We start from the raw sequence: 26,061 nt of genomic DNA, 5'->3' as shown, positions 1-26,061 counted from the left end.
TATGCCCCTATTGGGTCTTATCCTTAGACGCTGAACCAAATCGTTTCAGCAGCGAGTTCAATGTGTTCTGATCTAGGTTTTTAGCCATAGGGAAATCTGAAGGGGTCAGCTGGCCAGCTTCAGGGTTCAGGCAATGGTCAATCAGGCTTTGCAGATGTCGGACAAATTGCTCCAGGTGTGCCTGCTGTGCCTGACGGGAATCACGCTGACCACCATAGGTCCACTCCAGGCACAAGTAGCCATCGACAATCTGGGTAGTCACATCCAATTCATACTCACAGTGGTTATCTGCGCCTCGCTCCAGCGGCTGACACTCACTGGTTTCATGTAGAGGACCATCATCCTCATCCTGCTGAACAACCCCGAAGTACTCGAAAGACACCGCTGAACGACGCGCCTCAGATGAAGAACCGAATGGATTGTTTCCGCTCAGATAGCGCAGAGCGCCATAACCGATACCGTGATCAGGTACCGCTCTGAGCTGATCCTTGATCTGACTCAGGGTCTGTCCAGGGTTCTGGGCAGAAGCTACAGACAGCTTCAGCGGATAAACCGAGGCAAACCACCCCACAGTACGGCTGATATCCAGACGGTCACTGCCTCCGGTACGACCGTTATGCTCCATATCCAGTCGGATATCCTGTTGGCCACTCCAGTCACTCAGCGTCATCGCCAGGGCTGCTGCCAGCATCTCTTCTGGACGGGTTCGATAGGCCTTCTGAGCTTCATTCAGGAATTCAGCGGTACGTTTTTTGTCCAGCTTAGTGCTCAGGGTAATGGCATCGGCCACCTTATGAGAGGCATCCGAATGCGCCACAGGGACACTGAATTCAATATCCTGCTGCTGCCACCAACTCTGCTGACGGACCAGGCGCGCCTGAGTTGCAGGCGCACGCCAGTACTGTGCCCATTGACGATAGGAACTGGTTTTCTCAGGTAACTGCAGTGTCTCACCGTTAACCAGCTGACCATACAGGCTAACAAAGTCATCCTGCAGTAGATTCCAGGAAACGGTATCAATCACCAGGTGGTGAATAGCCCAGTAAAGCCTTTGCTGGCCGTTAGCTAGATTCACTAGTACGGCTTGGCTAATAGGACCATTTTGAATATCCAATCCTGCCGCAAATGGTGTCAACGCAGTCTCTAGGTCATCCTCTTGCACATCATTCAATGTGGTGAAGCGCAGAGCTCCTTCAATACCGCCGTAATATTGCTTCCAGCCTTGCTCAGAAGGCTTAAAACGCAGGCGCAAAGCATCATGATGATTAACCAGGCTATAAAGCACACGTTCTACCAAGGTGGCATTCAATTCACCCTCATATTGACAAAGTATGGCCTGATTCCAGTAATTCCCTTGTTCAAAGCCATGTCCAAAGAACCAGTGCTGAACAGGTAGTAGCGGTACCGCGCCAGACAAGAGACCCTGTTCGGTTTCTGTCTGCTCCATATTTCTGGCAGCCAGGGCCAAATCAGCAATAGTACGCTGCTGGAAAATAAGCTTCGGCGTCAGGGTGACACCCTGCTGTCGTGCCCGAGAAACCAGCTGCAATGCCAGAATGGAGTCACCACCAAGAGCAAAGAAGTTGTCGTTGCTCCATACCTGCTCCAGTCCCAACAGGTTTTGAATCAGTTCGCACAACAACGCTTCACTGGCATCTGCCGCTGCAACCTTTTCAACCGCATGAGTTTCAGGACGAGGCAGCGCCTTACGATCCACCTTGCCATTGGCATTCAGTGGCAGGGCATCCAGCTGCATAAACAGCTCTGGCACCATATAACCTGGCAGCTGTTTCTGTAACTGCTCACGCAAGGTATCAGCAGTTGCATTGTTGCCAAGCCCTGCTTCAGACACCCAATAGGCCACCAGCTGACGCACACCTCTATCATTGCGAGGGGCAGTCACAACGGCTGCTTTTACCTGTGCCAGATCGGTCAGACGGTTTTCAATTTCACCCGGTTCAATACGGTGGCCGCGCACCTTAACCTGGAAATCCTTACGACCCAGATACTCGATATTGCCATCCGGTAACCAGCGCCCCATATCACCGGTGCGATAGAAACGCTCTCCTGGCGCAAAAGGGTGATCAATAAAGGCTTGCTTAGTGCGTTGCTCATCACGCCAGTAACCTCGTCCGACACCAACACCGGCAACACAGATCTCCCCAGGCACACCAATAGGCTGAGGACGCAGGGCATCATCCAGAATAAAGAGCAGGTTATTTGGCGTCGGCTGGCCGATAGGTACCGGGCGACGTGCATCCAAACCACTCTGACGAATGGCATAAAAGGCGACATCATCCGAACACTCTGCCGGGCCATAAGCATTCATTAACGGAATATCCGGGAAACGCTGCAACCAGCGATTCGCCAATGCCGGAGGCAGGGCTTCACCAGTTGGGATCAACCAACGCAGAGATGTCAGGCTGGCCTTATTCTGCTGTTTTTGCTGTTCCACACAATCCAGCAGACCTTGAATAATCGCCGGTACCGCTTCTAACAGAGTGATGCCATATTCATCTATCGCCGCCAGCAAGCGTTCAGGGTTATGGGCCACTTCATCCGGCAGGATACGTACCTGAGCGCCCACCACAGGTGCTGCCAGGAACTGCCAGACAGAGATATCAAAGGCCTGAGATGCCGTCTGAGCGATCACATCTCCTTCACCCAGTCCCAAAGAAGGCTGTTTGCCAAACATATTGTTCAGCATACCCTTATGCTCCACCATCACCCCTTTTGGCGTACCAGTGGAGCCTGAGGTAAACAGTACATAGGCCAGGTCATCAGGCGTACACGGCAGATTCAACGCACTCGTATCACCTTCAAGCCAGTGATCCTCAATAATCAGCAGTTGGCTCTGACGATTATGTACCAGCTGTTGTGCACGCTCACGACAGGAACGGGAAGCAACCAGCAGCGGCTCACCACTCAGCTCAAGCAGCTCAGCCAAACGACCATCAGGCAAACTTGGGTCCAATGGCATATAAGCCGCACCGGCTTTAAAGGTGGCAACCATAGCGGCCATCAGGCCAGGATCACGCTCACCCAACAGCGCGACCAGTTTTTCGCCACCATTGCAAGCTTGTAACGCCTGATGCATCACCTGGGCCAGGCGATTTGTGCGCTGATCCAGTTCGGTATAACTCAGGCTTTCTTCAGTACCAGAAAGCGAATCAGCTCCAGCAAAATGTACCAGTGGACGCTGGCCATGGCGTTGTACCTGCTGGCTAAAGTGATCGTTATAGCCCTGACTCAGGTCGAAGCTTGATTCAGAAGAGCGGCTTAGCTCAGAAAAGCGGTTTAGATCAAAGTTCTGGGCCACAGCATTAAAACTTTCCAGTAACTGAGTCCGTTCCTGAGCCGATAGCCAGTCCAGCTGCGCCATAGGTGCTTCAGGCTGGGCCAGAGCCACAACCAGTAACTGCTGCCAGTGATTAAGCCATTGTTGCATACCGGCTGATTCAAACAGCGCAGCATCAAAGTACAATCTTGCACTGATACGGGTGCCGTCATCATAAACTTCCCAACTCTGAGCAAACTGAGCAGCACCGGATGGCATATCCATTTCCGACAGCTGCAAGCCTGGCCAGGAGTCGCTGTCCAGCTGAGTGTTTTCCATGGATAGCATTACCTGGAACAGCGGCGAACGCTCAAAGTCGCGCTCTTTTACCAGGGCATCGACAACACGCTCAAACGGAATATCCTGGTGTTCCTGGGCCTCCAGTACTCTTTGTCCAACCTGAGTCACCAGCTGGGCAAAGCTCTGCTGATGATCAACCTGACTGCCAATCACCAGAGTATTAACAAAACAGCCCAACATATCCTGGGTCTGCAGCTGTTGACGACCCGCAACAGGAGTCCCCACCCGAACATCATTTTGATTACAGTAACGGGATAACAGGGCATGCAGAGCCGACATCATTACCACAAATACCGTGGTATTGTGCTGGCTGGCGTAAGCCCGCAGCTTCCCTGTCAGATCCTCTGGCAATGCCAGCTGCACATCACCGGCAGGCAGATGGGCTTCCTCAGCGGCAGCCGGATACTCTACCGGCAGATTCAGCACATAAGGCTCATCACCCAGGGTATTGCTCCAGTACTCCAGCTGACCTGAGAACATCTCCTGCTGCTCTGGCGCCTGCTGCCATACACTATAATCTGCGTACTGTAGAGACAGTGCCGGTAGCATCGCAGTGCTCTGATCCCGATTAGCGGCATAACACTGAGCCAGTTCATCCATAAGGATCTGCACGGACCAGTCATCAGTAATAATATGGTGCTGAGTAATGATCAGTACCGCTTCCTGCTGTCCTTCTCCTTGCTCTTGTCTTAACAACAGCTGAGACCGTATTGGAGATTCCTCCGCCAGATCAAAAGGATTACAGGAGTGAACCTGTAGCGCAGCACCTACCTGCTCCTGCCAGTTATCATCCGCCAGCTGACTAACTTCCAGAGCAGGTATCTCACTGCCAATAAAGAAGTAAGGTATTTCGTCCTGAACACGGATGCGACTACGCAGAATCTCATGCCGTTGCGCCAATTGCTCAAATGCCTGACACAGGGCCGAAACATCCAGAGCACCTGTTAGCTTAAGAGCAAAAGGTACATGGTACTGATTGCTACCAGGTTCCAGCTGATCCAGAGTCCATAGACGGCGCTGTTCAAAGGACAGAGGCAGCTGATCAGGTCGTTCAATAGCATCCGGCAGCAAGCTCGCGCCTTGACGCTGACCAGCCGTATCCTCACCACGAAGCTCATCAATACGTGATGCTAATGCCGCCATATCCGACAATTCAAACAGATCTCTTAGCGGCAGATTCAACTCCCATTGCTGCTGAATCTGTGCTAGTAGACGGGTTGCCAACAGAGAATGACCACCCAGGGCAAAGAAATTATCATCCGCACTGATATCCAGTTTACTTTCGCCTGCTCTTGGCTTAACCAGCAGCTGCTGCCAGAGAGCGGCCAATTGCAGCTCAGTGGCGGTTTCCGGCATACGACGCATACGCTGGCGGGTTTGCACCGGACGCTTGGTCAGCGCCTTACGGTCAATCTTGCCATTGCGACTTAGAGGCATTTCCGCCAGTTCAACCAGCAGGCTCGGCACCATATAAGCCGGTAACTGCTCTGCCAGCCATGTACTTAGATCTGCGGCATCTTTTACGCCTTCCACTCTGACCCAGTAGCCCACCAGCTGACGCTCGCCACGGCTATTTTCCGGTGCAACCACAGCGGCAGTACTGACAGCAGGATGTAACTCAAGACGACTTTCAATCTCACCAGGTTCAATACGATGGCCACGTACCTTAACCTGGAAGTCCTTACGGCCCAGATACTCAATACTGCCATCCTCACGCCAGCGGCCAAGGTCACCGCTAAGATAGAAACGTGCCTCTGGCTTCAGCGGGTGCTTCACAAACACTTGACGTGTGCGCTCGGTATCCTGCCAATAACCAAGACCGACACCCACACCTCCGATACCTATCTCACCCGGTATACCTGGCGGTAGCAGACGACCCGCTTCATCCAGAATAAAGAGTTCATTATTGGCGGTCGGACGGCCAATCGGTACAGGCTGAGAAGCGTTTAATGCAGTACGAATAGGATGGAAAGCCACATCATCGGCACATTCAGCCGGGCCATAGGCATTCATCATAGGTACAGCAGGGAAACGGGCCAGCCATTCGTTAGCAAGGGTTGCCGGTAAAGCTTCCCCTGTTGGCAATAACCAACGCAGACTATTCAGTGTTGTTACCTGATTTTCTTCTGAACAGCTTTCTTCCGAACGATTTTCTGCTGCATCCAGCATGCCTCGAATAACAGCGGGTACGGATTCCAGCAGACTGATACTGTGTTCATCCACCGCAGCCAGCAACTGTTCCGGATCATGGGCAATACAATCCGGCAGAATAACCACACTGGCACCAGTGACCGGCGCAGCCAGCAACTGCCAGACAGAAATATCAAACGCCTGCGAAGCCGTCTGTGCGATCACATCCTGTTCGGATAATCCCAGTGAAGTATCTGCTGGGCATTTACCAAAGATATTGTTCAGCATGCCTTTTTGCTCAACCATCACACCTTTAGGCGTACCGGTTGAACCTGAAGTGAACAGGACATAGGCCAGACTATCCGGACCACCGTTATCAATCTGCAGGGCTATCTCACCCTGCTCTGATAACCAGTGTTCTTCCACTTCCAGCAACTGACAGCCACAGTTTGATGCCAGACGCTCCGCCCGTTCACGACAGCTAGCTGTGGTGACCAGCAGAGGAGCTTTACCCAGTGCCAGCAGTTCAGCCAGACGGGTATCCGGCAGGCCTGGATCCAATGGCAGATAAGCGCCACCACTACGTAGCGTAGCCACCAGGCTGGTCAGGAAAGGCAGACCTCGGTCACCTAAGACAGCCACCAGAAGCACCTCGGCCTGAAGCAAGCCAGCCTGCCGATAAGCCAGCGCAAGATTACGGCTGCGCTGATCCAGTTGTTGGAAACTGAGCGACTGATCAAGACAACTGGCGACAATTTTCTCTGGCTGCTCAGCCACCTGATGGGCAAATAGCTCGGCAAAACTAAGCTGTAGTGGGAAGTCCCGTTTAGAACGGTTAAAGCTCAGAACCTGCTCCTGCTCAGCAGCAGTCAGCAGACTAAAGTCCGTTACAAAACCTTCTGGCGTTGCCAGCCCCTGCTCCAGCAAATGTAACCAGTGCTGCAACAGTCGTTGTATACGGGCCTCGGAGAACAGGCTGCTGCGGAAGCTGGCTCGAAGCAGTGCATCACCACCTCGGTCCCCCAGATCAAAGCTCAGATCAAACTGGGCATCAATCCCAGGCATATCCAGTTCTTCCAGGGTCAGATTCGGCCAGTTATGTTGCTTCAGATCGGCCTGTTCCATCGATAGCATCACGCTGAATAGAGGGGAACGTTGCAGGTCTCTTTCCCGCACCAGGCGTTCAACCACGCGCTCAAACGGCACATCCTGATGCTCTTGAGCATCAATCACACTTTGACCGATCTGCTGAATCAGCTCATTAAAGCTCAGCTTATCGCCAGCTTGCTGACTGCGAATCACCAGAGTATTAACAAAGCAGCCAATCATGCCGTGTGTTTCCGGATGATGGCGACCAGCAACAGGCATACCCACACGAATATCCTGTTGACTGCTATAACGATGCAACAGCAGATGCAGTGTCGCCATATAGACGATAAAAGGTGTTACCCCCTGCTGCTGAGCATACTGCTGTACCGCCTGATACAGCTCTGTGGATAAGGTGATATCACAGAAATCACAGGCCTTGTCATCACCGGCAGCAGTATGAGCATCCTGAGGCAATTGCAGACGATAATCCCCTTCACCCAGGGTTTCTTGCCAATAAGCCAACTCTTTTTCATCTCGTTGCTGTTGCTCAGGACGACGCTGCCAGAGACTGTAATCCACATACTGGGCACTTGTGGCCTGCAGATCAGTAGATGTTTGAACCTGCTTGTTTTGATCCTGCTCGTTCTGATCTAACCGAGCCTGATAACACTCCGCCAGTTCATCCAGTAGCAGGCCGACCGACCAGTCATCACCTACGGAGTGATGCAGAGTCAGTAATAGCACCCCTGTTTCTGCTGTCGCAACCTCAGCCTCTGAGGTTGACTGTTCCTGAACATACAGCAGATGTGTACGAATCGGCGCTTCCGTTGCCAGATCAAATACTTGATTGCTTTCCTGAGTCATCTGAGCTTCGAGAACAGCATCCCACTGCTCGGCACGGATAGCCTCCGTCACCATTTCAGGAGACTCGGCGCTGATAATCAACTCAGGATCATTATCCATTACTTGGACACGGCTACGCAGAATCTCATGGCGCTGCACCAGATCAGCAAAGGCCTGTACCAATGCCTGAATATGCAGCTCACCGTTAAAGCGAATGGCAAACGGCATATTGTACTGGCTGCTGTCTGGTTCCAGCTGACTCAGGAACCACAAACGTTGCTGAGCATAAGACAGAGGCAGACGCTCGGGCCGTTCAATACCGGATAACGTTTGGGTCTGCTGATGGCTGGCGTTATCAATCTGCTCCGCCATAGCCGCCACCGTAGGGTGATCAAACAGGGTGCGTAAACGCAGATCTACAGCAAAGGTCTGGCGTACCTGCGCCATAATGCGGGTAATCAGCAGAGAGTGGCCACCCAGGGCAAAGAAGTTATCTTCGACGCTGAACCCTTCAACACCTGACTCTTCCACGCCCTGTTCTTCCAACTGCAGCGCTTCAGCCCAGATACGGGCTAACTGACGCTCTGTTTCCGTGCGTGGGGCAATAACCTCACGTACTTCAGGCGCGGGAGTCATGTCCAACAGTGCTTTACGATCAATCTTGCCGTTACGGGTTAATGGCAGACTATCCAACTGGACAAAACGTGCAGGCACCATATAAACCGGCAAGGCATTAGACAGAGCCTGACGCAATACTGATTCAGAAATGCCGACTGATTGGGAACTGGCTGTTGCTTCAGTACTAACAGAAACTTCGTCTGTAGCAACCCAATAACTGACTAACTGAGAAGCTTCGCCGGCCTCATGCAGCAGGGTAATGGCTTCACCAACACCCGCTTGAACTTCAATACAAGCATCAATTTCGCCCAGCTCAATGCGTTGTCCTCTCAGCTTAACCTGATGATCCAGACGGCCCAGATATTCGACATTGCCATCTGGCAGATAGCGACAACGGTCACCGGTGCGGTATAGACGTTCACCCGCATTAAAAGGCGAAGCAATAAAACTGGCCTGTGTCAGATCTGGCCGCTTCAGATAACCTCTTGCCAACTGAACACCACCAATACAAAGCTCACCTGACACCCCAACAGGCACAGGGTTCTGATATTCATCCAGAATATACAGGCTGGTATTTGGCAGAGGTTTACCAATAGGTAGGGTCGCAGGTATCGACTCCCTTGGGCATAGGTAATAACTGGCATCGATGGCATTTTCAGTAGGGCCATAAAGGTTGTACAGATCTAGATCCATAGCCTGCTGGAAGCGACGCACCAACTCAGCAGATAACGCCTCACCACCACTTAAAACACAACGCAGTTTGCTACACTGTGCCAGACGGCCACTATCCAGCAAACTACCCAGCATGGCAGGCACCAGATCTAACGTAGTGACCTCTTTCTCCTGCACCAGATCAATCAGGTACTCACTGTCCAGATGACCGTCCGGCTTAGCAACTACCAGTCGGGCACCGGATGTCAGAGCCCAGAAAATTTCTGACACGGAGAAGTCAAACATAACCGGTGCTTTATGCAAAATGGCATCATCACCGTTAAGCCGGAACAGGGATTGAATCCAGCACATACGGTTCACAACACCTTTATGCAGGTTCAACACCCCTTTTGGTTGCCCTGTTGAACCCGAGGTATAGAGCACATAGGCCAGATCATCACCTGTGCGGCTAATTGCAGGAGCATCAGATGAATAAGATTCAACTGACACATAGGGTTCAGACTTCGATGAGGCCTGCCATTGATCTAACAGCAGGGTTTGATCTGCTTTCGGGCATACCGCTGTCAGGGATGAGTGGCTCAGAACCACAGTGGCTTCCGCATCATCCAGCATATACTGCAGACGCTGTGCCGGTAGATCTGGAGCCAGAGGCAGGTAGGCAGCACCCGCTTTAAGTGCTGCCAGAGCGGCAACCACCATATCAGCAGATCGTTCCAGACAGATACCGACAATAGGGCCGTGCTCTGGGACCTGCCCAGATGTTTGCTCAACCCCCTTGCTAACACCCTGTTCAAGCAGCCAATGGGCAATCCGGTTGGCTTTTTCGTGCAGTTGCTTATAGGTCAATTGCTGGTCTTCAGCCTCCACAGCAATGGCATCAGGGGTACGGTTATGCTGAACTTCCAGCATTTCGGTCAGAGTTGCAGGTGCCTGGAAGTCCTGTTCGGTCTGATTCCATAGCTCCAGTTGCTGGTGACGTTCTTCAACACTGAGCAGGTTATACTGGTACAGTCCTTGCTTAGGTTCTGCGATAACCGCTTCCAGCAGGTTGACCCAGTGATTCAACCAACGCTGTACCGTACTCTGATCGAACAGAGCACATCGGTAGCCAAAGATAAGCAGCAGATCCTTTTCGTCATCAATCACATCGGCACACAGGTCAAAGGCGCTGATGCGATTTTCAACCACAACCTCTTCCACCTGATTATCGCCCCAATCCAGCTGTCCCAGACGATGCTGGTGCATGGTGAACAGCACCTGGAACAATGGCGATACCGACAGGTCCCTGTCATGACTCAGTGTCTCTACTACTCTTTCAAACGGTACATCCTGATTGGCTTGAGCGTCAATCATGGTCCGATGCAGCTGAGCCACCAACTCATTAAAGGAGTTTTCCGGTGCCAGATCACTACCAATCACCAGGGTATTAACAAAACAACCTACGATGGGATGGGTTTCAGGCTGGCTACGTCCCGCAACTGGAGTACCCACCTGAATTCTCTGTTGACCACTATAGCGGCCTAGCAACAGGTGCAGGCTGGCCATCATAACGGTAAAAGGTGTTACGGCACGTTCAGCGGCATAACGACGAATGGAGTCCGTTAGCGAAGGTTGCAGAGTGACCCGGACATCGCCACTACGGTAATCCTGTGCATCTTTCTGCTGACTACGCGGACGATCCGTAGGTAGTTCAAGGATATAAGGATCATGACCCAGGGTCTGCTCCCAGTATTGCAGCTGCTGATCAAACAGAGCCTGCTGCTCAGGTCGACGCTGCCAGAGACTGAAGTCCACATAATCAATAGGTAAATCTGCCAGAATAGGACGGCGATTTTCCCTACGAGCCAGACGGATCTCTGCCAGTTCGGTTAACAGGTTATAAATCGACCAACCATCAGTCACCGCGTGGTGCTGCACACATAGGAAAATAGCTTCATCCCGCTGCGGATGCTGATATAGGAAAGTACGAATCGGGGCCTGATGCTCCAGTTCAAAATCCCGAGCCACTTCTTCAGGCATAACCTGATGAGCGAGTTGAGCCCATTCCAATTCTGATACTTGTACTAACTGAAAATTGGCCTTCTGCTGCTGATCAAAGCTCAGCCAGGGGGTATCACCTTCGGACTGAATACGGCTACGCAGAATCGGATGACGCGCAACCAGAGCATTAAGATCTGACTCAAACAGGGCGACATCTAATGGGCCACTGAAGCGCAGTGCAAATGCGGTATTGTATTGAGAGCTACCCTGTTCCAGCTGGTCCAGGAACCAGAGTCTTTGTTGAGCAAAAGATAAAGGCAGGCGATCAGGACGCGGCTGTTTAGTCAGCACAGAGCCACTACCCTCGGCACCTGACTCACCTCCGTCAATTAATGCGGCTAAGCGGGCAATGGTGTTCTGTTCAAACAGGGTGCGTAGCGGCAGCTCCTGCTTAAAGGACTCTCTGATTCTAGCCATCACTCGGGTCGCCAGCAGTGAGTGACCACCCAGAGCAAAGAAGCTATCTTCAACACCCACATCTTCACGCTGCAGAATATCAGACCAGATCTTTGCCAATTCACGTTCAGTGTCATTACGAGGCGCAACCGGTTCAGAGGTAGCCAGCGTAATCTGTTTTGCTTCCAGCACCTTACGATCAATCTTACCGTTGGCACTTAATGGCAGCGCATCCAGACGAACCATCACACCAGGTACCATATATTCCGGTAGCTGGGCGGCTAGCGCCTCTTTCAGAACTTTCTCATCAGTGTCACTAATTGCCTGCTCATTTCTGGGAGTCCAATAAGCTACTAAACGACGATTACCACGGGTATCCTGTGGTGCGACTACTGCAGCAGCTTTTACTTGAGGTAGAGCTTCCAGACGGTTTTCAATCTCACCCAGCTCAATACGATGACCCAGAATTTTGACCTGGAAATCCCGACGCCCCAGATATTCAATGGTGCCATCCGGTAACCAACGTCCCAGGTCACCGGTGCGATAGAAGCGCTGCCCTGGATTAAAAGGGTGATCAATAAATACCTGTTCTGTGCGTTCCTGATCCCGCCAGTAACCCCGGCCAACCCCTGTACCTGCGACACAGATCTCACCAGGTACACCAACAGGCTGTATGCGCAGATCATCATCCAGTACATAAAGCTGGTTATTGGCCGTTGGCGAACCCACTGGTAGAGGATGGGTTGGATCCAGGTCCTTATCCCGAATGGCATGAAATGCCACATCATCAGAACATTCCGCTGGGCCATAGGCATTCATAATCGGAATTTGTAGGAAGAATTCCAGCCATTCATTAGCTAGTGCAGGAGGCAGAGCCTCACCGGTAGCAATCAGCCAACGTAGCCCAGAAAAGGGCTGAGCATCACCCTTAGCTTGCCTGTCTTTTGCTTCATCCAATAGACCTCGCATCATGGCCGGAACCGCTTCTAACAGGGTAATACCCCGTTCAGAGACCGCATCCATCAGTTGCGCAGGATCATGGGCTATACAATCCGGCAAAATCTCTACCCGCGCACCGGTTACCGGTGCGGCCAGAAACTGCCAGACAGAGATATCAAATGCTTGGGAAGCGGTTTGAGCAATGACATCCTGCTCAGATAAGCCCAGGGAACCTGCTTGGGGCTGCTTACCAAAAATATTGTTCAACATGCCCCGTTGTTCAACCATCACACCTTTTGGTGTACCAGTAGAACCCGAGGTAAATAACACATAGGCCAAGCGCTCTGGGGATGAAATAGCCGGTAGAGCGGCTTCATTGCCCTGCAACCAGTGGTCTTCCACAATCACCAGATGACAATCACGCTGCGCCGCCAGTTTCTCAGCCCGGTCACGACAGGATTCAGAGGCTACCAGTACTTGCGCCTGACTCAGCTCAAACAGCTCCTGCAGACGACCATCTGGCAGACCTGGCGCCAGAGGCAGATAGGCACCACCAGCTTTAAAGGTAGCTATCATGGCGCTTAACAGGGGCAGATCACGATCTCCCAGCAGAGCGACTAAAAACTCATCTTGACGGCTTACGTTATGATTCGCACTGTCACTACTCCCAGCGGCGCTGTCGATATTCACACTATGAATTGCGGCACCAGCAGCAATGACATGACCCAGACGGTTAGTGCGTAGATCCAGTTCAGCAAAGCTCAACGTCTGCCCCTGAAAGGCTGCTACAATTTGCTCAGGGCAACGGGCGACCTGTTGTCTAAATAGCTCTGGATAGCCATGTTCCAGTGGGAAGTCCTGTTGAGAACGGTTGAAACCATGTTCTAACTGCTGTTGCTCATCCTTATCAAGAAGGTCCAGCTTATCCAGATAAGCATCCGGTGCCGCTATCATTGCCAATGCCAATTCACGCATATGACGTAACATGGCATCGATGGTTGCTCGATCAAAACGAGCATAGTCATAAGAGATCTTCAGCTCTAGCTCATCATGGGGCATGACAACAATCGTCAAGCCGTAATGAGTATGTACCCCATGCTGCATACCATTCCATTGGAAACTAAACTCACCTTCCAAAATCAGGCGATCAAAAGGGGCATTTTCATAAACCAGCAAAGTATCAAACAGAGCTTCACCACGGGGAAAATCACTCCAGCCCTGAACATCTACCAGGCTGGTGTGCTCATATTCCCGCATCTCCAGGTTATCGAGCTGAATATTTTTCAACCACTCAACCACCCGGGTGTTTTTGGGTAGATTGACACGTAAGGGCTGACTGTTAATAAACAGCCCCACCATTTTCTCTACGCCCGCCAGGCTAGGTGGACGGCCGGAAACCGTTACCCCAAATAACACATCGTTTTGACCACTGTAACGACTGAGCAACAATGCCCATACCCCCTGGAAAAAAGTATTGGGGGTCAGATCGTGCTGACGGCAAAAATTGTGTAGTTGTTTGCTCTGTGCCTCTGAAAAATTAATTTCGGTATCTTCTACCAGTACAGATTCACCGTACTGATTTTTTCTAGCGGCTTTTTCCACAGGTACAGGGGTCGGAGAAGATAAGCCCTGCAAATGCTGTTGCCAGAAATCACGGGCATTATCGGTATTCTGCTTCTGTAACCAAGCGATATAATCACGAAATGGGCGGGGTACTTCCAACTCCGGTTGCACACCCTTGATTAACGCATCATAGACCTTTAGGAAATCCACCAGAATCAGGGAGATACACCAGGCATCCATCAGAATATGGTGGAAACTGCGTACCAGCTCGTAATCATCTTCGCCACGTTGCACCAGTCGGAAACGAATCAGAGGTGGTTTGGCCATGTTAAAACCGGAACGTTGCTCTCGCTGCAACAAATCCTGGATATAGTTGTCCTGCTCCTGACTGTCTTTACCTCTCAGATCAATAATCGTCAGTGGGGTCGCCACCTTTTTATACACAATCTGCAAAGGCTGTTTCTGCGACTTCCAGCTGAAAGCGGTACGCAGCGCTGGATGGGTATCGACTACGGTTTGCCAGGCTTGCTCAAAAGCAGCAACATCAATTCGGCCCTGAATCCGGTAGCGATCCTGCATGATATAAACACCGGAGTCTTCCTGTAGCAAAGAGTGAAACAACATCCCCTGCTGCAAAGGGGAAAGAGGATAAATATCAGCGATATTCTCACGCTGAGTAGATTTCTGAGTCATTATGACAACGTTCCGAACTGTTTATCGTTAAGACACAAAAGCCATAAGGTATTGATATAAAAGGCATTAGTGTCATTACAAAACTTTCGACAGGCAACAGAAAACCCACTCCGCTAGCTAAAGCCAGCGCAGGGAATCATTTCTTAACACTTAAAATGCCCGATCAGCTGTCAATCATCGGGCAGTTATTAGGCCAGGGTCAGGCGCTATCAACCTCATCCAGCAAAGCATTCAGCTCACTATCATCCAGACTGATAAGCAGCTCATCGGACTCCTCAATAACGTCTCCTGAAGACTTTTCCGTTAGGGATGCGACAGATGCCAACTTAAGCACGGTCTTTTGCTCAAAGATATCTCGAGCCGTGATAGCAATCCCTTCCGCCAGAGCACGACTGACCACCTGCAGACTCAGGATGGAATCACCACCAATATGGAAGAAGTTATCGTCTACCCCCACCTGCTCCCGCTCCAGCAGAGAACCGATAATGGAGGCCAAGGCGCGTTCCACATCATTACTTGGTGGTGTATAAGGCACACCGGATTGGGAATCCGGCTCAGGCAGAGCCTTAAGATCCAGCTTACCGTTAGGGGTTAAAGGGAAATGCTGCACAATGACAAAGTCAGCCGGGATCATATAATCTGGCAGAGCCACAGATAGGTGATTGCGCAATACAGCCACATCAATACTGCGACTATCTTCAATAACATAAGCCACCAGGCGCTGACGATCACCGGACTCACGAGCCACAACAACGGCCTGTTTCACGGTTTCATGGCTGTTCAGACGACCTTCAATTTCACCCAGCTCAATTCTATGTCCGCGAATTTTCACCTGATGATCGCGACGCCCCAAAAATTGCAGCTCACCATTGGCCTGCCAGCGTGCCAGATCACCGGTACGGTACAGTCTCTGCCCCTGCGCGGCAGAAACACCTTCAACAAAAGCCTGCGCCGTCTGTTCCGGTTTACCCCGGTAGCCTCTGGCAAGTTGTGGACCTGCCAGATAGATTTCACCGGTTTCTCCAACCGCAACCGCCTCGCCCTGCTCATCCAGCAGATAGACACCCATACCAGGTACAGGCTGCCCAATAGTGACTGGAGATTCGGTACTGAGCTGAGCAGCCGTCGCCCAGACCGTGGCTTCTGTCGGGCCATATTCATTGACCAAGGTCGCAGCAGGGAAGCTCTGATAATGTTTTTCAATCAAGGCTTCCGGGCAGGCTTCACCCGCGACAATCCAAGCCACCAGACTGTTCTGTAACACGGTTCTCTGTTCGGCACTGGCGGCATCAATCATGGCATTAAATACGGAAGGCAATGACAGACCGTGACTCACCTTAAAGCGCGTCATCAGATCCAGCAGCACCTGCACTTCACGCTCATCACCATTAGCGGGCAGAACCAGCTCGCCACCTTGGGATAGCGCCCAGAAGATACCTGCAACGGAACTGTCAAAAGACAGCGAAGACATCATCAGATAGGCTTTTACCGGCTCACGGTAATAGCTCAATCTGGCAGCCAGTGAATAGCTCAGGTTGTCATGGCTGATCTCCACCGCTTTCGGTTGCCCTACGGAACCTGAGGTATAGATCAGATAAGCGATATCATCACGCTCAGGCCCTGCGGCCAGCTCCGAGCTGTTTTCAGACAATGCCAGTTCAGAGTCCAATGTCAGATAGTTCAGGCCCTCTGGCGCAGACTCAGGTTTGTACCCCACGATATAGCGCACACCACTATCCTGCACCATATAGTTGAGTCGCTCCTCGGGATAATCCGGGTCCAGAGGCAGATAAGCCGCACCCGCTTTTAGTACGGCTAGAATTGTCAGTAGCGCATCAATACCTCTTGGCAGATGAACACCAACAATATCACCTTGGGCAACACCTTGTGCCTGGAAATAACCCGCCAGCTGATTAGCTCGAGCATTCATCTCGCAATAACTCAGGGTGCGTTCGCTTTCTCTGACTGCGACATTTTCCGGGTACTGAGCAACCGCTTGCTGCCATCTCTGCAGGAAGGTTTCTGGCTTAGCACTTATATTGGAAACTGTTTCTGTATTGGTAGTCGTTGCTGCATTGGTAGATACAGGGGTCATCAGCTGCCTCTGTTGTTCACCCAATAACGATATGCGGGATAGAGGCACGTCCAGATTTTCTGTCATCGCCTTAAGCAGCTGCTGCCACTGTTCTGCCAGACAAGCTAATGCCTGCTCATCGTAACGGCTTGGGTCAGCCAGCAACTGACAGGCTAAATCAGAGCGGTTATCCGCAAAACACAGTAACTGAATCGCCCCTGGCGCACTGATACCGCCAAAGCGATCTACTACCAAACTTTTTGTATTATTACCTGATACATCAGTGGCAGATAGCCAGGCAAACACGGCAGCACTTTTTGCTCCCTGCAGACTCTCGCCGCTGAAACCTGGCATGTAATCCTGCCAGCCGGTCGCAATAGCCACAGTTTCGGAAAATGACTTTAATTGACCCAGCAGAGACTGCTCTGGATTAATCACTGACTGACAGGCCAGAGTCTGTCCGTAGACACCCAGGGCATCAAAGGTATCGTCATTACGGCCCTCATCGTACCAGAGCACCGGCATAGCTTCTGGAGCCACCTGACGGGTCAGTAAAGCATTCCAGCTATACATCAGCAAACAGGACAAAGAAACCTGCTGATTCGCTGCAATCTGTTCCAGAGAGGATATAAACGTACCGGTTAAAGTAAAGGGCAAGCTGGCAATCTGTTTACCTGGCTTCCGGCTTTCCAAGCCCAGTGCCGGTACACTATCAGGGCTATTCTGCTGCCAGAATTCTACACCTGGATGGTCAGGCTCTTCTTCCAGTAGCTCCTGTTTCCACTGACTAAAATCCACATATTGCAACGGTTCTTCAGGACCAGCCTGCAGTCCCAGAATACGTTCCGCCAGTAATTGCAGGCTCAGACTATCCAGCATCCAGCCCGGCGCAGACAGATGCAGCATAAAACAAGGCTTATCATCTGCTGATGGCAGTGCAATACAGTAAACGGACAGTTCATCAGAGGTCTGATCTAAACCCTTATCCAGGGTTTTAGTCGCCAGCTCATTACGTAGCTGCTCGATATTTTCGCCAGCAAGATTGCGCCAGTCTTTTTCGATCAGAGGAACTTGACTGCTATCCTCAATCACCTGTAGTGGGTACTCCATACCCGAGATGCGGTGCAGACGGGTACGCAGAATCTCTTCATTAGCCAACTGCTGTGCCAGTCTTTCTTTTAGAGCAACAACATCCAGGGACTGTCTGCAAACCAGCTGCAACCAGACCGGAGCCTGGAATCTATCCCGATTACGCCACCACTGTGCCTGTTGAGGTGATAGTGGGAAGCCTGTTACGTCGCTCATTCCGTATCTCCTATTACCAAGTCTTTACCATATTGAGCCTCGGCCATAGCGACCATTACCTTACGAGGCCCGGTGTAAGGGGTTCTGCCATGCACATTCAGCATATTGTCCATAAAGAGCACATCTCCCTTCTTCCAGGGAAACATGACTGTTGCTTCACGATAAATCGTGCGCAATTGCTCAAGTACTTCCGGCTCAACCGGACTACCGTCGCCATAAAAAGTATTGGTTGGCAGATCCATAGCGCCAAAATCGGACATTAAGGAATCCCTGATCTTTGCCGGCAAGGTTGTGACATGGAAAAAGGTGGCATGGTTAAACCACAACTCTTCATTGGTACGGGGATGTTTCATCATGGCCCCGCCCCATTGGAAGGTTCTCAGACGCCCCCCCTCTTTCCACTCGTAGCTAATACCCATGGAATCACAGTAAGCTTCTACTTCTGCCTGATCCTCGGTCTGGAACACAGACTGCCAAGGCAAACCAAAACCATCACCATAGTTACGCACATAGCGCACACCCTTGGCTTTAAACTTCTCCTTAATCGCCTCAGGTACTCTACGGGTAATCTCTCTTACACAACCGATCGGCGTTTCACCACCAGTTGCGGCTTCATTATGACAATAGAAAAACAGCCTTAACGGAAAACGAGGTGAATAGGAGTGTTCGTTATGCAGAAAAATAGGCTGATCCGCCGGATAATCGGTCGAGGTATAAATATTGCCATCCACCCGGCTGCGAGGTGATGCCCGGAACATATATTCCAGAGCCCCTGGAGATAAGGCACTTACTACGTGGTCAAACTCATCCAATGAACTGACATCAAAACCCCGGAAAAGAATTGAACCATGCTCAAGCACTCGCCTCTCCAGCATGGGCTGATTTTCGCGAGCCCATTCAATCAGGTTCACTGGCGAGTCACCCTGCTCAATCACCAGAGGCAAAGACCTATCAGCATCAATAAAACTTTCTTTCACCAGACTTGTACTGGAAATAGCAACTGCCTGACGACGACCTCCCCTGGCTCTTAAGGAAGAAACCGGGCGCTGCTGTGCGCGACTTTGCTGTGAACTACGCTGTTGCTCGGACAAAACTTTCCGCTCCCATTCTGCCAGCCGGGCATCCGCCTCAGCCAGATTGCCGGATACAAGATCATCAAGGTTTTCCAGCACTCGCTGCCACTGACCGGCAACCAGCTGAATTTTCTGAGCACCGAAGAAACGCTGCTGATATTCAAACTCTGCCGTGATGCCGTCTTCTTCATGCACCAGATCAAGAACCAGGTGATAAGGCCCTGTATGCTGATAAACCCTATGCTTCATCAACTTGGCGTCAGCAAAACGCAAGCTTCTTGCCCGGCGCTGCTGATAATTCATCTTCACCTGAAAAAGAGGGGTATCTGTACCACTATGCTGGCCAGCCTGAGCAGCCACTAAGCGATCAAAAGGTACATCTTTATGACTCAGGGCCAGAGCCATATCACTATCGATCTGCTGCAACCATTCCAGCACAGGTTTGGCGGCATCAATCTCACAGGGTAAAGACAACTGGTTAATAAAGAAGCCTGTAGTACGGGCTAGCCCAGGCAACTCACGACCTGCAATATCGGTCCCAACCAGAAAACGGGACTGACCGCTATAACGAAACACCACTAAATCAAACGCAGCCTTAAGCAGTGCAAAAGGCGTAAGGTTGTGAGCATGGGCCCACTTACGCACTACCTTCAGAACGTTTCGGTCCAGCACAGACCGGTATGCTCCAGCACCTGACTCGCCAGAATTAACCTCAGGAAAACTCAGCGATTCCGGAAAATCTCTTAATCTTGGCTGCCAAAAGCGTAGAGACTCCTCCCTTGCCCCGATCGCCTGTTCAGACTGCTCCCACAGGGCATAATCGATCAGAGTCATATCTTCCGTACCACTCACCCCTGAGCCCTGTCCCTGACTGGAAGAATCCTCAGCAGCATCAGCACCGGATAAGGAATAGAGTTCTGCCAGCTCTTTCATGGTCACCATAAGGCTCTGACCATCAAAAACAATATGATGCACAGTCATGACCAGCTGGTAGCGATCAGCATCGACCTTAAACAGCTGCCAACGAGGTGCTGTACTGACTGTCAGATCAAACGGGGTTCGCAGCTCACTTTGAACATAACCGGCAAGCCTGGCATCCCGCTCTACCACTGGCATTGCCGACAAGTCCTCCTCATCTAACACAAGAGACTCAGACTGCAAAACGACCTGCTGACCATTGCCCGCACCCTGAATACGGCTACGGTAAGCCGGATGACGCTCAACCAGCAGATCAATCGCCCGCTCCAAACGAGCACAATCAATCGCGCCTTGTAGATCTATGGTAATAACCAGATTAAACTGACAGGGATCACCCTGGGTTTGACACAAAAACCACAGCCTTTGCTGAGCATTATTCAAAGGCCCTTGTTCTTTTACAGAAGCGGACAATTCCACTTTATCCACTGCTTCTGTCAAATCAGAAGTTTCCGGTGAGTTACCAATAACACTTTCCATGACAACCTCCTTATGCCATTGCCACAATTACTTTACGCTCACCCTCATAAGGGTTGCGCCCATGAGCCACAAGCAGGTTATCTATCATGGTGACATCACCTTTTTGCCAAGGAAAAGCCAGCTTATGCTGATCAAAGACCGCTCGAATAACATCCAGATCAGCATCAGCGATTGGAGCACCATCACCGTAGTAAACATTTCGAGGTAAATTTTCTTCCCCCAGAGTCGTTATTAACCCCTCACGGGCTTCACTCTCCAAGGCAGAGACATGGAACAGATGGGCCTGATTAAACCATACCCACTCACCGGTAACGGGATGCTGCAGTACTGACTGACACTTTTGCCGGGTTCTTAATGAATCATTACCAATCCATTCCCACTCAATATTCTGAGCGCGACAGAATGTCTCAACATCCTGCCTGGATTCGGTATTAAATACCTGCTGCCAGGGCACATCCAACATAGGACTGAAGTTACGCACATACATCAGCTCCCGACTCATAAAGGCTTCTCGGATATACTCAGGGATCTCATTAAAAATGACCCGGCTATCCGCCAAAGGGGTTTCTCCCCCGCTCTGACTGGCCTTCATACAATGAAACCAAAGGTGAGACGGCCATTGCGTGGTATAAGCCTGCTCATTATGCATAGGGATGGAACTATGGGCTGGATATTCCGTAGAGTTATAAACCCCAGAAGACACACGCGAACGCGGGGTTGAACCATACTCATAACTATCCGCTAGAGGCGCACCAAAACTGGCAGCAAATTTCCGAAAAGCAAAAGGACTACTGACTTTAAAACCGCGAAACAACACTGCCCCTACACTGCCGACCGCATCAACAACAAGCTCCCGAGCCTCATCATCCAGTTTATTAATATCCTGACCATGGTCGGCAGATACAATTAAAGAAAGGGAAGTATCATCATCTGGAAAATGACAACTGACTCCTGTCAACTTGTCGGCATGATTTTTTAATGCCTCTCTAGCCATATTCATTCGTATCCTGGTGCAGCTCGTATTCCAACGAACCCTTTTTCCATAAAACCGTTCAAAAGGCGGCAGATCGAAACCAGCTACCTCAACCGCGAAGAAGGGTAAATTACTCATTCACTAAATGCAAATAATAATAAATATCATTTACAAAAAATAAACAATACCATTCCGGATACAGGCAAATACTCTAATCAGCTTTCAGAAGCAGAACAGATGAAGTGATAAAACTTAAACAGCAGTGAAATCAAACGACAGAAAAAATGCTAACAAAGTATTTATTCTAAAATTAAGAAAACAGCACCTATCAGACAGGTAAAAACACAAAAGTCGCCAGGATACTTTTTGTTACATAAGCATAATGCGCCTGATAACAAGACCCATCTGGAAAACGCTCATGCAGAGGCCCATTAACCCGAAAGCTAATCACCTGAGCCTTACTATCAATACCAACAACAGTAACCCGGTCAAAATCAAAGTACTCACCCACAATGGGGTAAGCCGCTTTAAAGAAACTTTCCTTCAGTGAAAAAATCAGGGTAAAAACAACCCTGGCATCGAAATACCTCTGCTGCAACAACGGCCGCTCCTCTGCCACCAGTATCATGTCAGACACCTGTTCAAGCAGCTCGCTTGTTACCACCTCTTCAATATCAACCCCTAACCCAGCCAAACCAGGGTCAGCACATACCAGAGAACACGCCCTATTCCCCGTATGACTGATAGCCCCCTTAATTCCCTCCGGCCAGATCGGACAACCATGCTCCCCCTTTTTTACTTGCAGCGACTGAGACCCCAAACGTCGCAATACACTGGCAGCACAATACCTACCCGCCAAAAACTCAGCTTTGCGTTTTTGTACAGCACCAAGCAAAAAATCAGGAAAGGAAATATCTAAAGCCGGGTAAAGATCATCCTGGTATTTACTAACATCAAACTCACACCAGAACTGATCAACGGTAATGGCAGTATCATTTGAAAAAGGAGATACACACTGAATAACAAAGTCTTCCGACATCATATACTGCTTCCCAATAGCCTCTCCTAACAACTCAGGGTTATACGACAATAACAATCGCTTATAAAATAGATTAGATACTATTAAGCCTTCTGTATCGGATATACAGCAGCAGCATCAGAAAAATAAACTAACTGCCCGAATAATATATGTATAACAATTACACAAAACAATTCAAAGAAAGCTTAACCGAGATACGAACATCAATGACCGATAAAAACCGAACAATTTAGATAACGTAAAAAGCCAGCCCTCTCAACCAGAAACCAAATGACGCGACAAAATCAGTCGCAATCTTCATAAATTTCATTTAAATACCGAATCTGTTGCTCTAAAGGCTTTCGATGCAATTTAGGACAGGATTCACATAAGACATCCATCTGCCCCTTTACCCTGTCATGCAACCTGAAATGTAGACAACAGTGACTGCGTAACGGCAACTGCGGCCTTATCTCAGGAACCGGAGAATCAACCAGACTCAGAAAATAATCCAGACTAATCTGGCTCTCAGCCAGTTCAGTCTGATACCACCAACTCATTGCATCTTCTGCCACAGACGTTAGCTCAGGAGTAGCACTTAGGCGATAAAACAAGTAGTCCCAAATTAGGGCACAATTACTCCACAGCATCTTATCACTAACCCGACCAACCCGCGCCAAAACAGGAAACAGCTGCCCCAGGTGCAAGTCCAGCAGATCATGATAGTACTGATGCAGATGCTCCCTAGGAATTTGCTCTTCCTGGCCAACAAGCCATAGTGACTGTGGCATATCATCTGACACCACAAAGGAAACTGGCTCCTGCCAGATACGTACTCCGCGTTGAAGAGCAACCACAGGTATCAAACAGGAAGGCAAACAGACACTCATATAGTTCATGGACCACTGAGATACTATGGCTGCAGATTTACGTCCAGGGTAGTGTTTTGCAAACTCTGTTAGCAACTTCTCCAACACCTCAGGCTGGTACAGCTCTGTCAAGTAGTAAGCCGCTTCATCAACTGTCAGATCTGCATCTCTAGGCTTAAAGCGTTGCCGTAGAGGAGGCCAAGCCTGATAAATCCATTCAGGAAGGCTAATAATATAACTCCAGTAACGCGCTCATATATCAATGATAATAATTAGCATTAATGTTATTCTTGCGCCGCAAGTAAATCAATCTCAATTTGTTCAACATTCAACGGACTGCCCAAGATGCACACTTTGCACAACTTCTGGAGGCTGGCTAAACCTTTCTGGATATCAGATCAAAAAAAACCAGCTTTACTGATGCTAGTCGGCGCCATTGCCGCCAACCTCTTTATGGTTGGTATCAATATTCTGAATAACTACTGGAACCTGTACTTTTATAACTCATTACAAGAATTAGATTATCAAGCCTTTTTATTAGGCTGCTTAATGTTTATGGGCTTACAGGTTGCTATTACCACCGGCACCATGGTTGGTTTTCACTTTCAACAGAAACTGATACTTCGCTGGCGACGCTGGGCAACAGAAAATATGCTCAAGCAGTGGCTAGACCAGAAACGCTTTCTTAAACTACAGCTCTCTGCTCCAGAGATGGATAACCCCGATCAACGTATCGCGGATGACATTAAGATGTTCATTACCATGTCGATCACGTTGAGCTTGGGTGTGCTAACGGCGGTGGTATCCCTCTTCTCCTTTCTCAATATTCTCTGGCACGCCTCTGAACTGCTCAGTTTTCCTATTAATGGAGAAGAGGTGGTGATTCCAGGCTTACTGGTATGGGCTGCCTTACTTTATTCATTATTAGGTACTGGCGGCGTCTTTTGGCTAGGGCGCAAACTACCACGCCTCCACTTTCTACAACAAAAACGAGAAGCAGACTTCCGTTACTCCATGGTGAGACTCAGGGAAAACGCCGAAGCAATTGCCCTCTACCAAGGGGAGGACGAAGAACACGCCCGCTTCAGTCAACGACTGGAAACTGTACTGACAAATTTCTGGAAACTTATCAAACGACAAAAAATAGTCTTGGGTTATTCAACTTTTTATATGCGCTCTGCAGTTATGATGCCCATGCTTATTCTCTCTCCTGTATTTTTTTCTGGCAGCATTCCCTTGGGACGATTAACCCAAACCAGCGCTGCATTTGAAGAGGTGCAAGCCGCATTTTCTTATCTAGTAGAAGCATTTCCTGAACTCGCTGAATGGAAATCAGTAATTGATCGATTGACGGGGTTTAAACAGCGCTTAGATGATATCAAAACCCCGACAGAGCTTGCTATTTTACACCAAGAAAGTGGCCTTAAATTAAATGACCTTCATATTTGGCTACCAGAAGGAAAACCACTGTTATCGGGTTTATCTCTCTCTCTCCCTTCAGGGGAGCGTCTTATGATTCAAGGAGAATCAGGTTTTGGTAAATCCACTCTATTTAGGGCTATTAGCGGTTTATGGACACAAGCTTCAGGTCATGTCAGCTATAATAGAGACCAATTCTTAACTTTGGCACAAAAACCCTATTTGCCTTTAGGCAGTCTTCGAGACTCCCTCTATTATCCAGCCAAACCAACAATGGATGACACATACCTACAGAAAGTCATTCAGCTGTGCGGCTTAGAACATCTGCTATCAAAACTGGATACCGAATCAGATTGGTCACAAACCCTAAGTATTGGGGAGCAACAGCGCTGCGCATTCGCTCGAGCCTTACTCTACAAACCCTCATTACTGCTATTAGATGAAAGCACTTCTGCATTGGATGCTGAGAGTGAAACTCAGCTTTATCAATTATTACTACAAGAACTGCCTAATAGCACCATAATCAGCATTGCCCATCGAGCCTCGTTAAAACGTTTCCACACACAGCTTTTGACATTGCAACAGCCAGAACGCTGGCAGCATAAAAATACTGTCGCAGAGGAAAGTGCTACTTGCTAAACCAGTAGGCAGACTTGAGCAAAAGTTCTTCGACAAAAAATACCCGTATATTCCGGCCACAGGCCGGAATACTTTTGATCAGATGCTTATTTTAGCAATCAGCCCATTATTATCAGGAGGATAATATGCAAGAGATATCTTGGCAGTCTTTAGTGTGGTGTGCCATTCCGATTACATTGATGAGTACACTGTATTTACGTTGGCAAGGAAATCCCACTAAAGTGCTCTTAGCTGCTGCTCGTATGATGTTACAGCTAACAGCTGTTGGCTACATTCTAGCAGCCTGTCGGACTTAAGCTGTCAATAGGCTTAAAAATCAGAAAAAATTGCGATTTATGCAGGGATATTCCTATTTTTTGAGAATATCCCTGTTCAATACCTTATTTTAGGCGCAACTTGGCTATTCGTTTTAGATTCCAGGCCATACACACCAAGCTCCATTCTCCTGTCACTCCCTTCAGTCCTCGTAGCGAGAACTGACGGAAGCCCAAGACCGATTTGATAATACCGAAGACCGGCTCAACCGTTTGTTTACGTAAGGCATAGATCGCTCGTCCTGCCTTGGTCCTTAACTTATGTGCCATCTTCTCTGCTGGAGATGCCCTTGTACCTAAAG

The 26,061-nt window shown here is 49.7% G+C and carries 8 protein-coding genes; 1 reads left to right on the top strand and 7 read right to left on the bottom strand.

Translation table 11 applies throughout. The annotated features are described in order from the left end of the window. Positions 1-7 precede the first annotated feature (7 nt). From H579_RS0112710 to H579_RS0112685, 6 genes are all read right to left on the bottom strand, one after another. A complete protein-coding gene (locus tag H579_RS0112710; RefSeq protein ID WP_028301003.1) occupies positions 8-14,620 on the bottom strand; it encodes a non-ribosomal peptide synthase/polyketide synthase in 14,613 nt (4,870 codons plus the stop codon). Between the two features lie 199 nt (positions 14,621-14,819). Next, positions 14,820-17,999: a non-ribosomal peptide synthetase gene (locus tag H579_RS25500; RefSeq protein ID WP_051227590.1), complete on the bottom strand. Its 3,180-nt coding sequence runs from the start codon at positions 17,997-17,999 to the stop codon at positions 14,820-14,822. Beyond that, positions 17,996-20,527 (bottom strand): condensation domain-containing protein, encoded by a 2,532-nt coding sequence (locus H579_RS28600; RefSeq protein ID WP_084624100.1) that lies wholly within the window; start codon positions 20,525-20,527, stop codon positions 17,996-17,998. Before H579_RS28600 ends, H579_RS25500 begins: the two co-directional genes overlap by 4 nt. A 10-nt stretch (positions 20,528-20,537) precedes the next feature. Then, positions 20,538-21,527 (bottom strand): TauD/TfdA family dioxygenase, encoded by a 990-nt coding sequence (locus H579_RS0112695; RefSeq protein WP_245583263.1) that lies wholly within the window; start codon positions 21,525-21,527, stop codon positions 20,538-20,540. Between the two features lie 301 nt (positions 21,528-21,828). Further along, complete coding sequence (locus H579_RS0112690) at positions 21,829-22,542, bottom strand: 4'-phosphopantetheinyl transferase family protein (RefSeq protein WP_084624099.1); 714 nt, start codon at positions 22,540-22,542, stop codon at positions 21,829-21,831. Between the two features lie 281 nt (positions 22,543-22,823). Further along, entirely contained in the window at positions 22,824-23,519 is a 696-nt protein-coding gene (locus H579_RS0112685) for an IucA/IucC family C-terminal-domain containing protein (RefSeq protein WP_028301000.1), read from the bottom strand. Between the two features lie 213 nt (positions 23,520-23,732). On the opposite strand from H579_RS0112685, the gene H579_RS0112680 reads away from it, so the two are divergent. Then, the gene (locus H579_RS0112680; RefSeq protein ID WP_028300999.1) at positions 23,733-25,445 is read left to right on the top strand and encodes an ABC transporter ATP-binding protein/permease; all 1,713 of its coding nucleotides are present in this window, start codon (positions 23,733-23,735) and stop codon (positions 25,443-25,445) included. Positions 25,446-25,825: 380 nt separating this feature from the next. Here H579_RS0112680 and H579_RS0112675 read toward each other — a convergent pair. Beyond that, the coding region (locus tag H579_RS0112675; protein WP_028300998.1) for a transposase at positions 25,826-26,061 on the bottom strand (236 nt) is incomplete at its 5' end.

Source organism: Oceanospirillum beijerinckii DSM 7166, assembly GCF_000422425.1.
GTDB classification, from domain to species: domain Bacteria; phylum Pseudomonadota; class Gammaproteobacteria; order Pseudomonadales; family Halomonadaceae; genus Oceanospirillum; species Oceanospirillum beijerinckii.
Note: the sequence above shows the minus strand (reverse complement) of the source record. Positions and strands in the feature narration are given on the sequence as shown.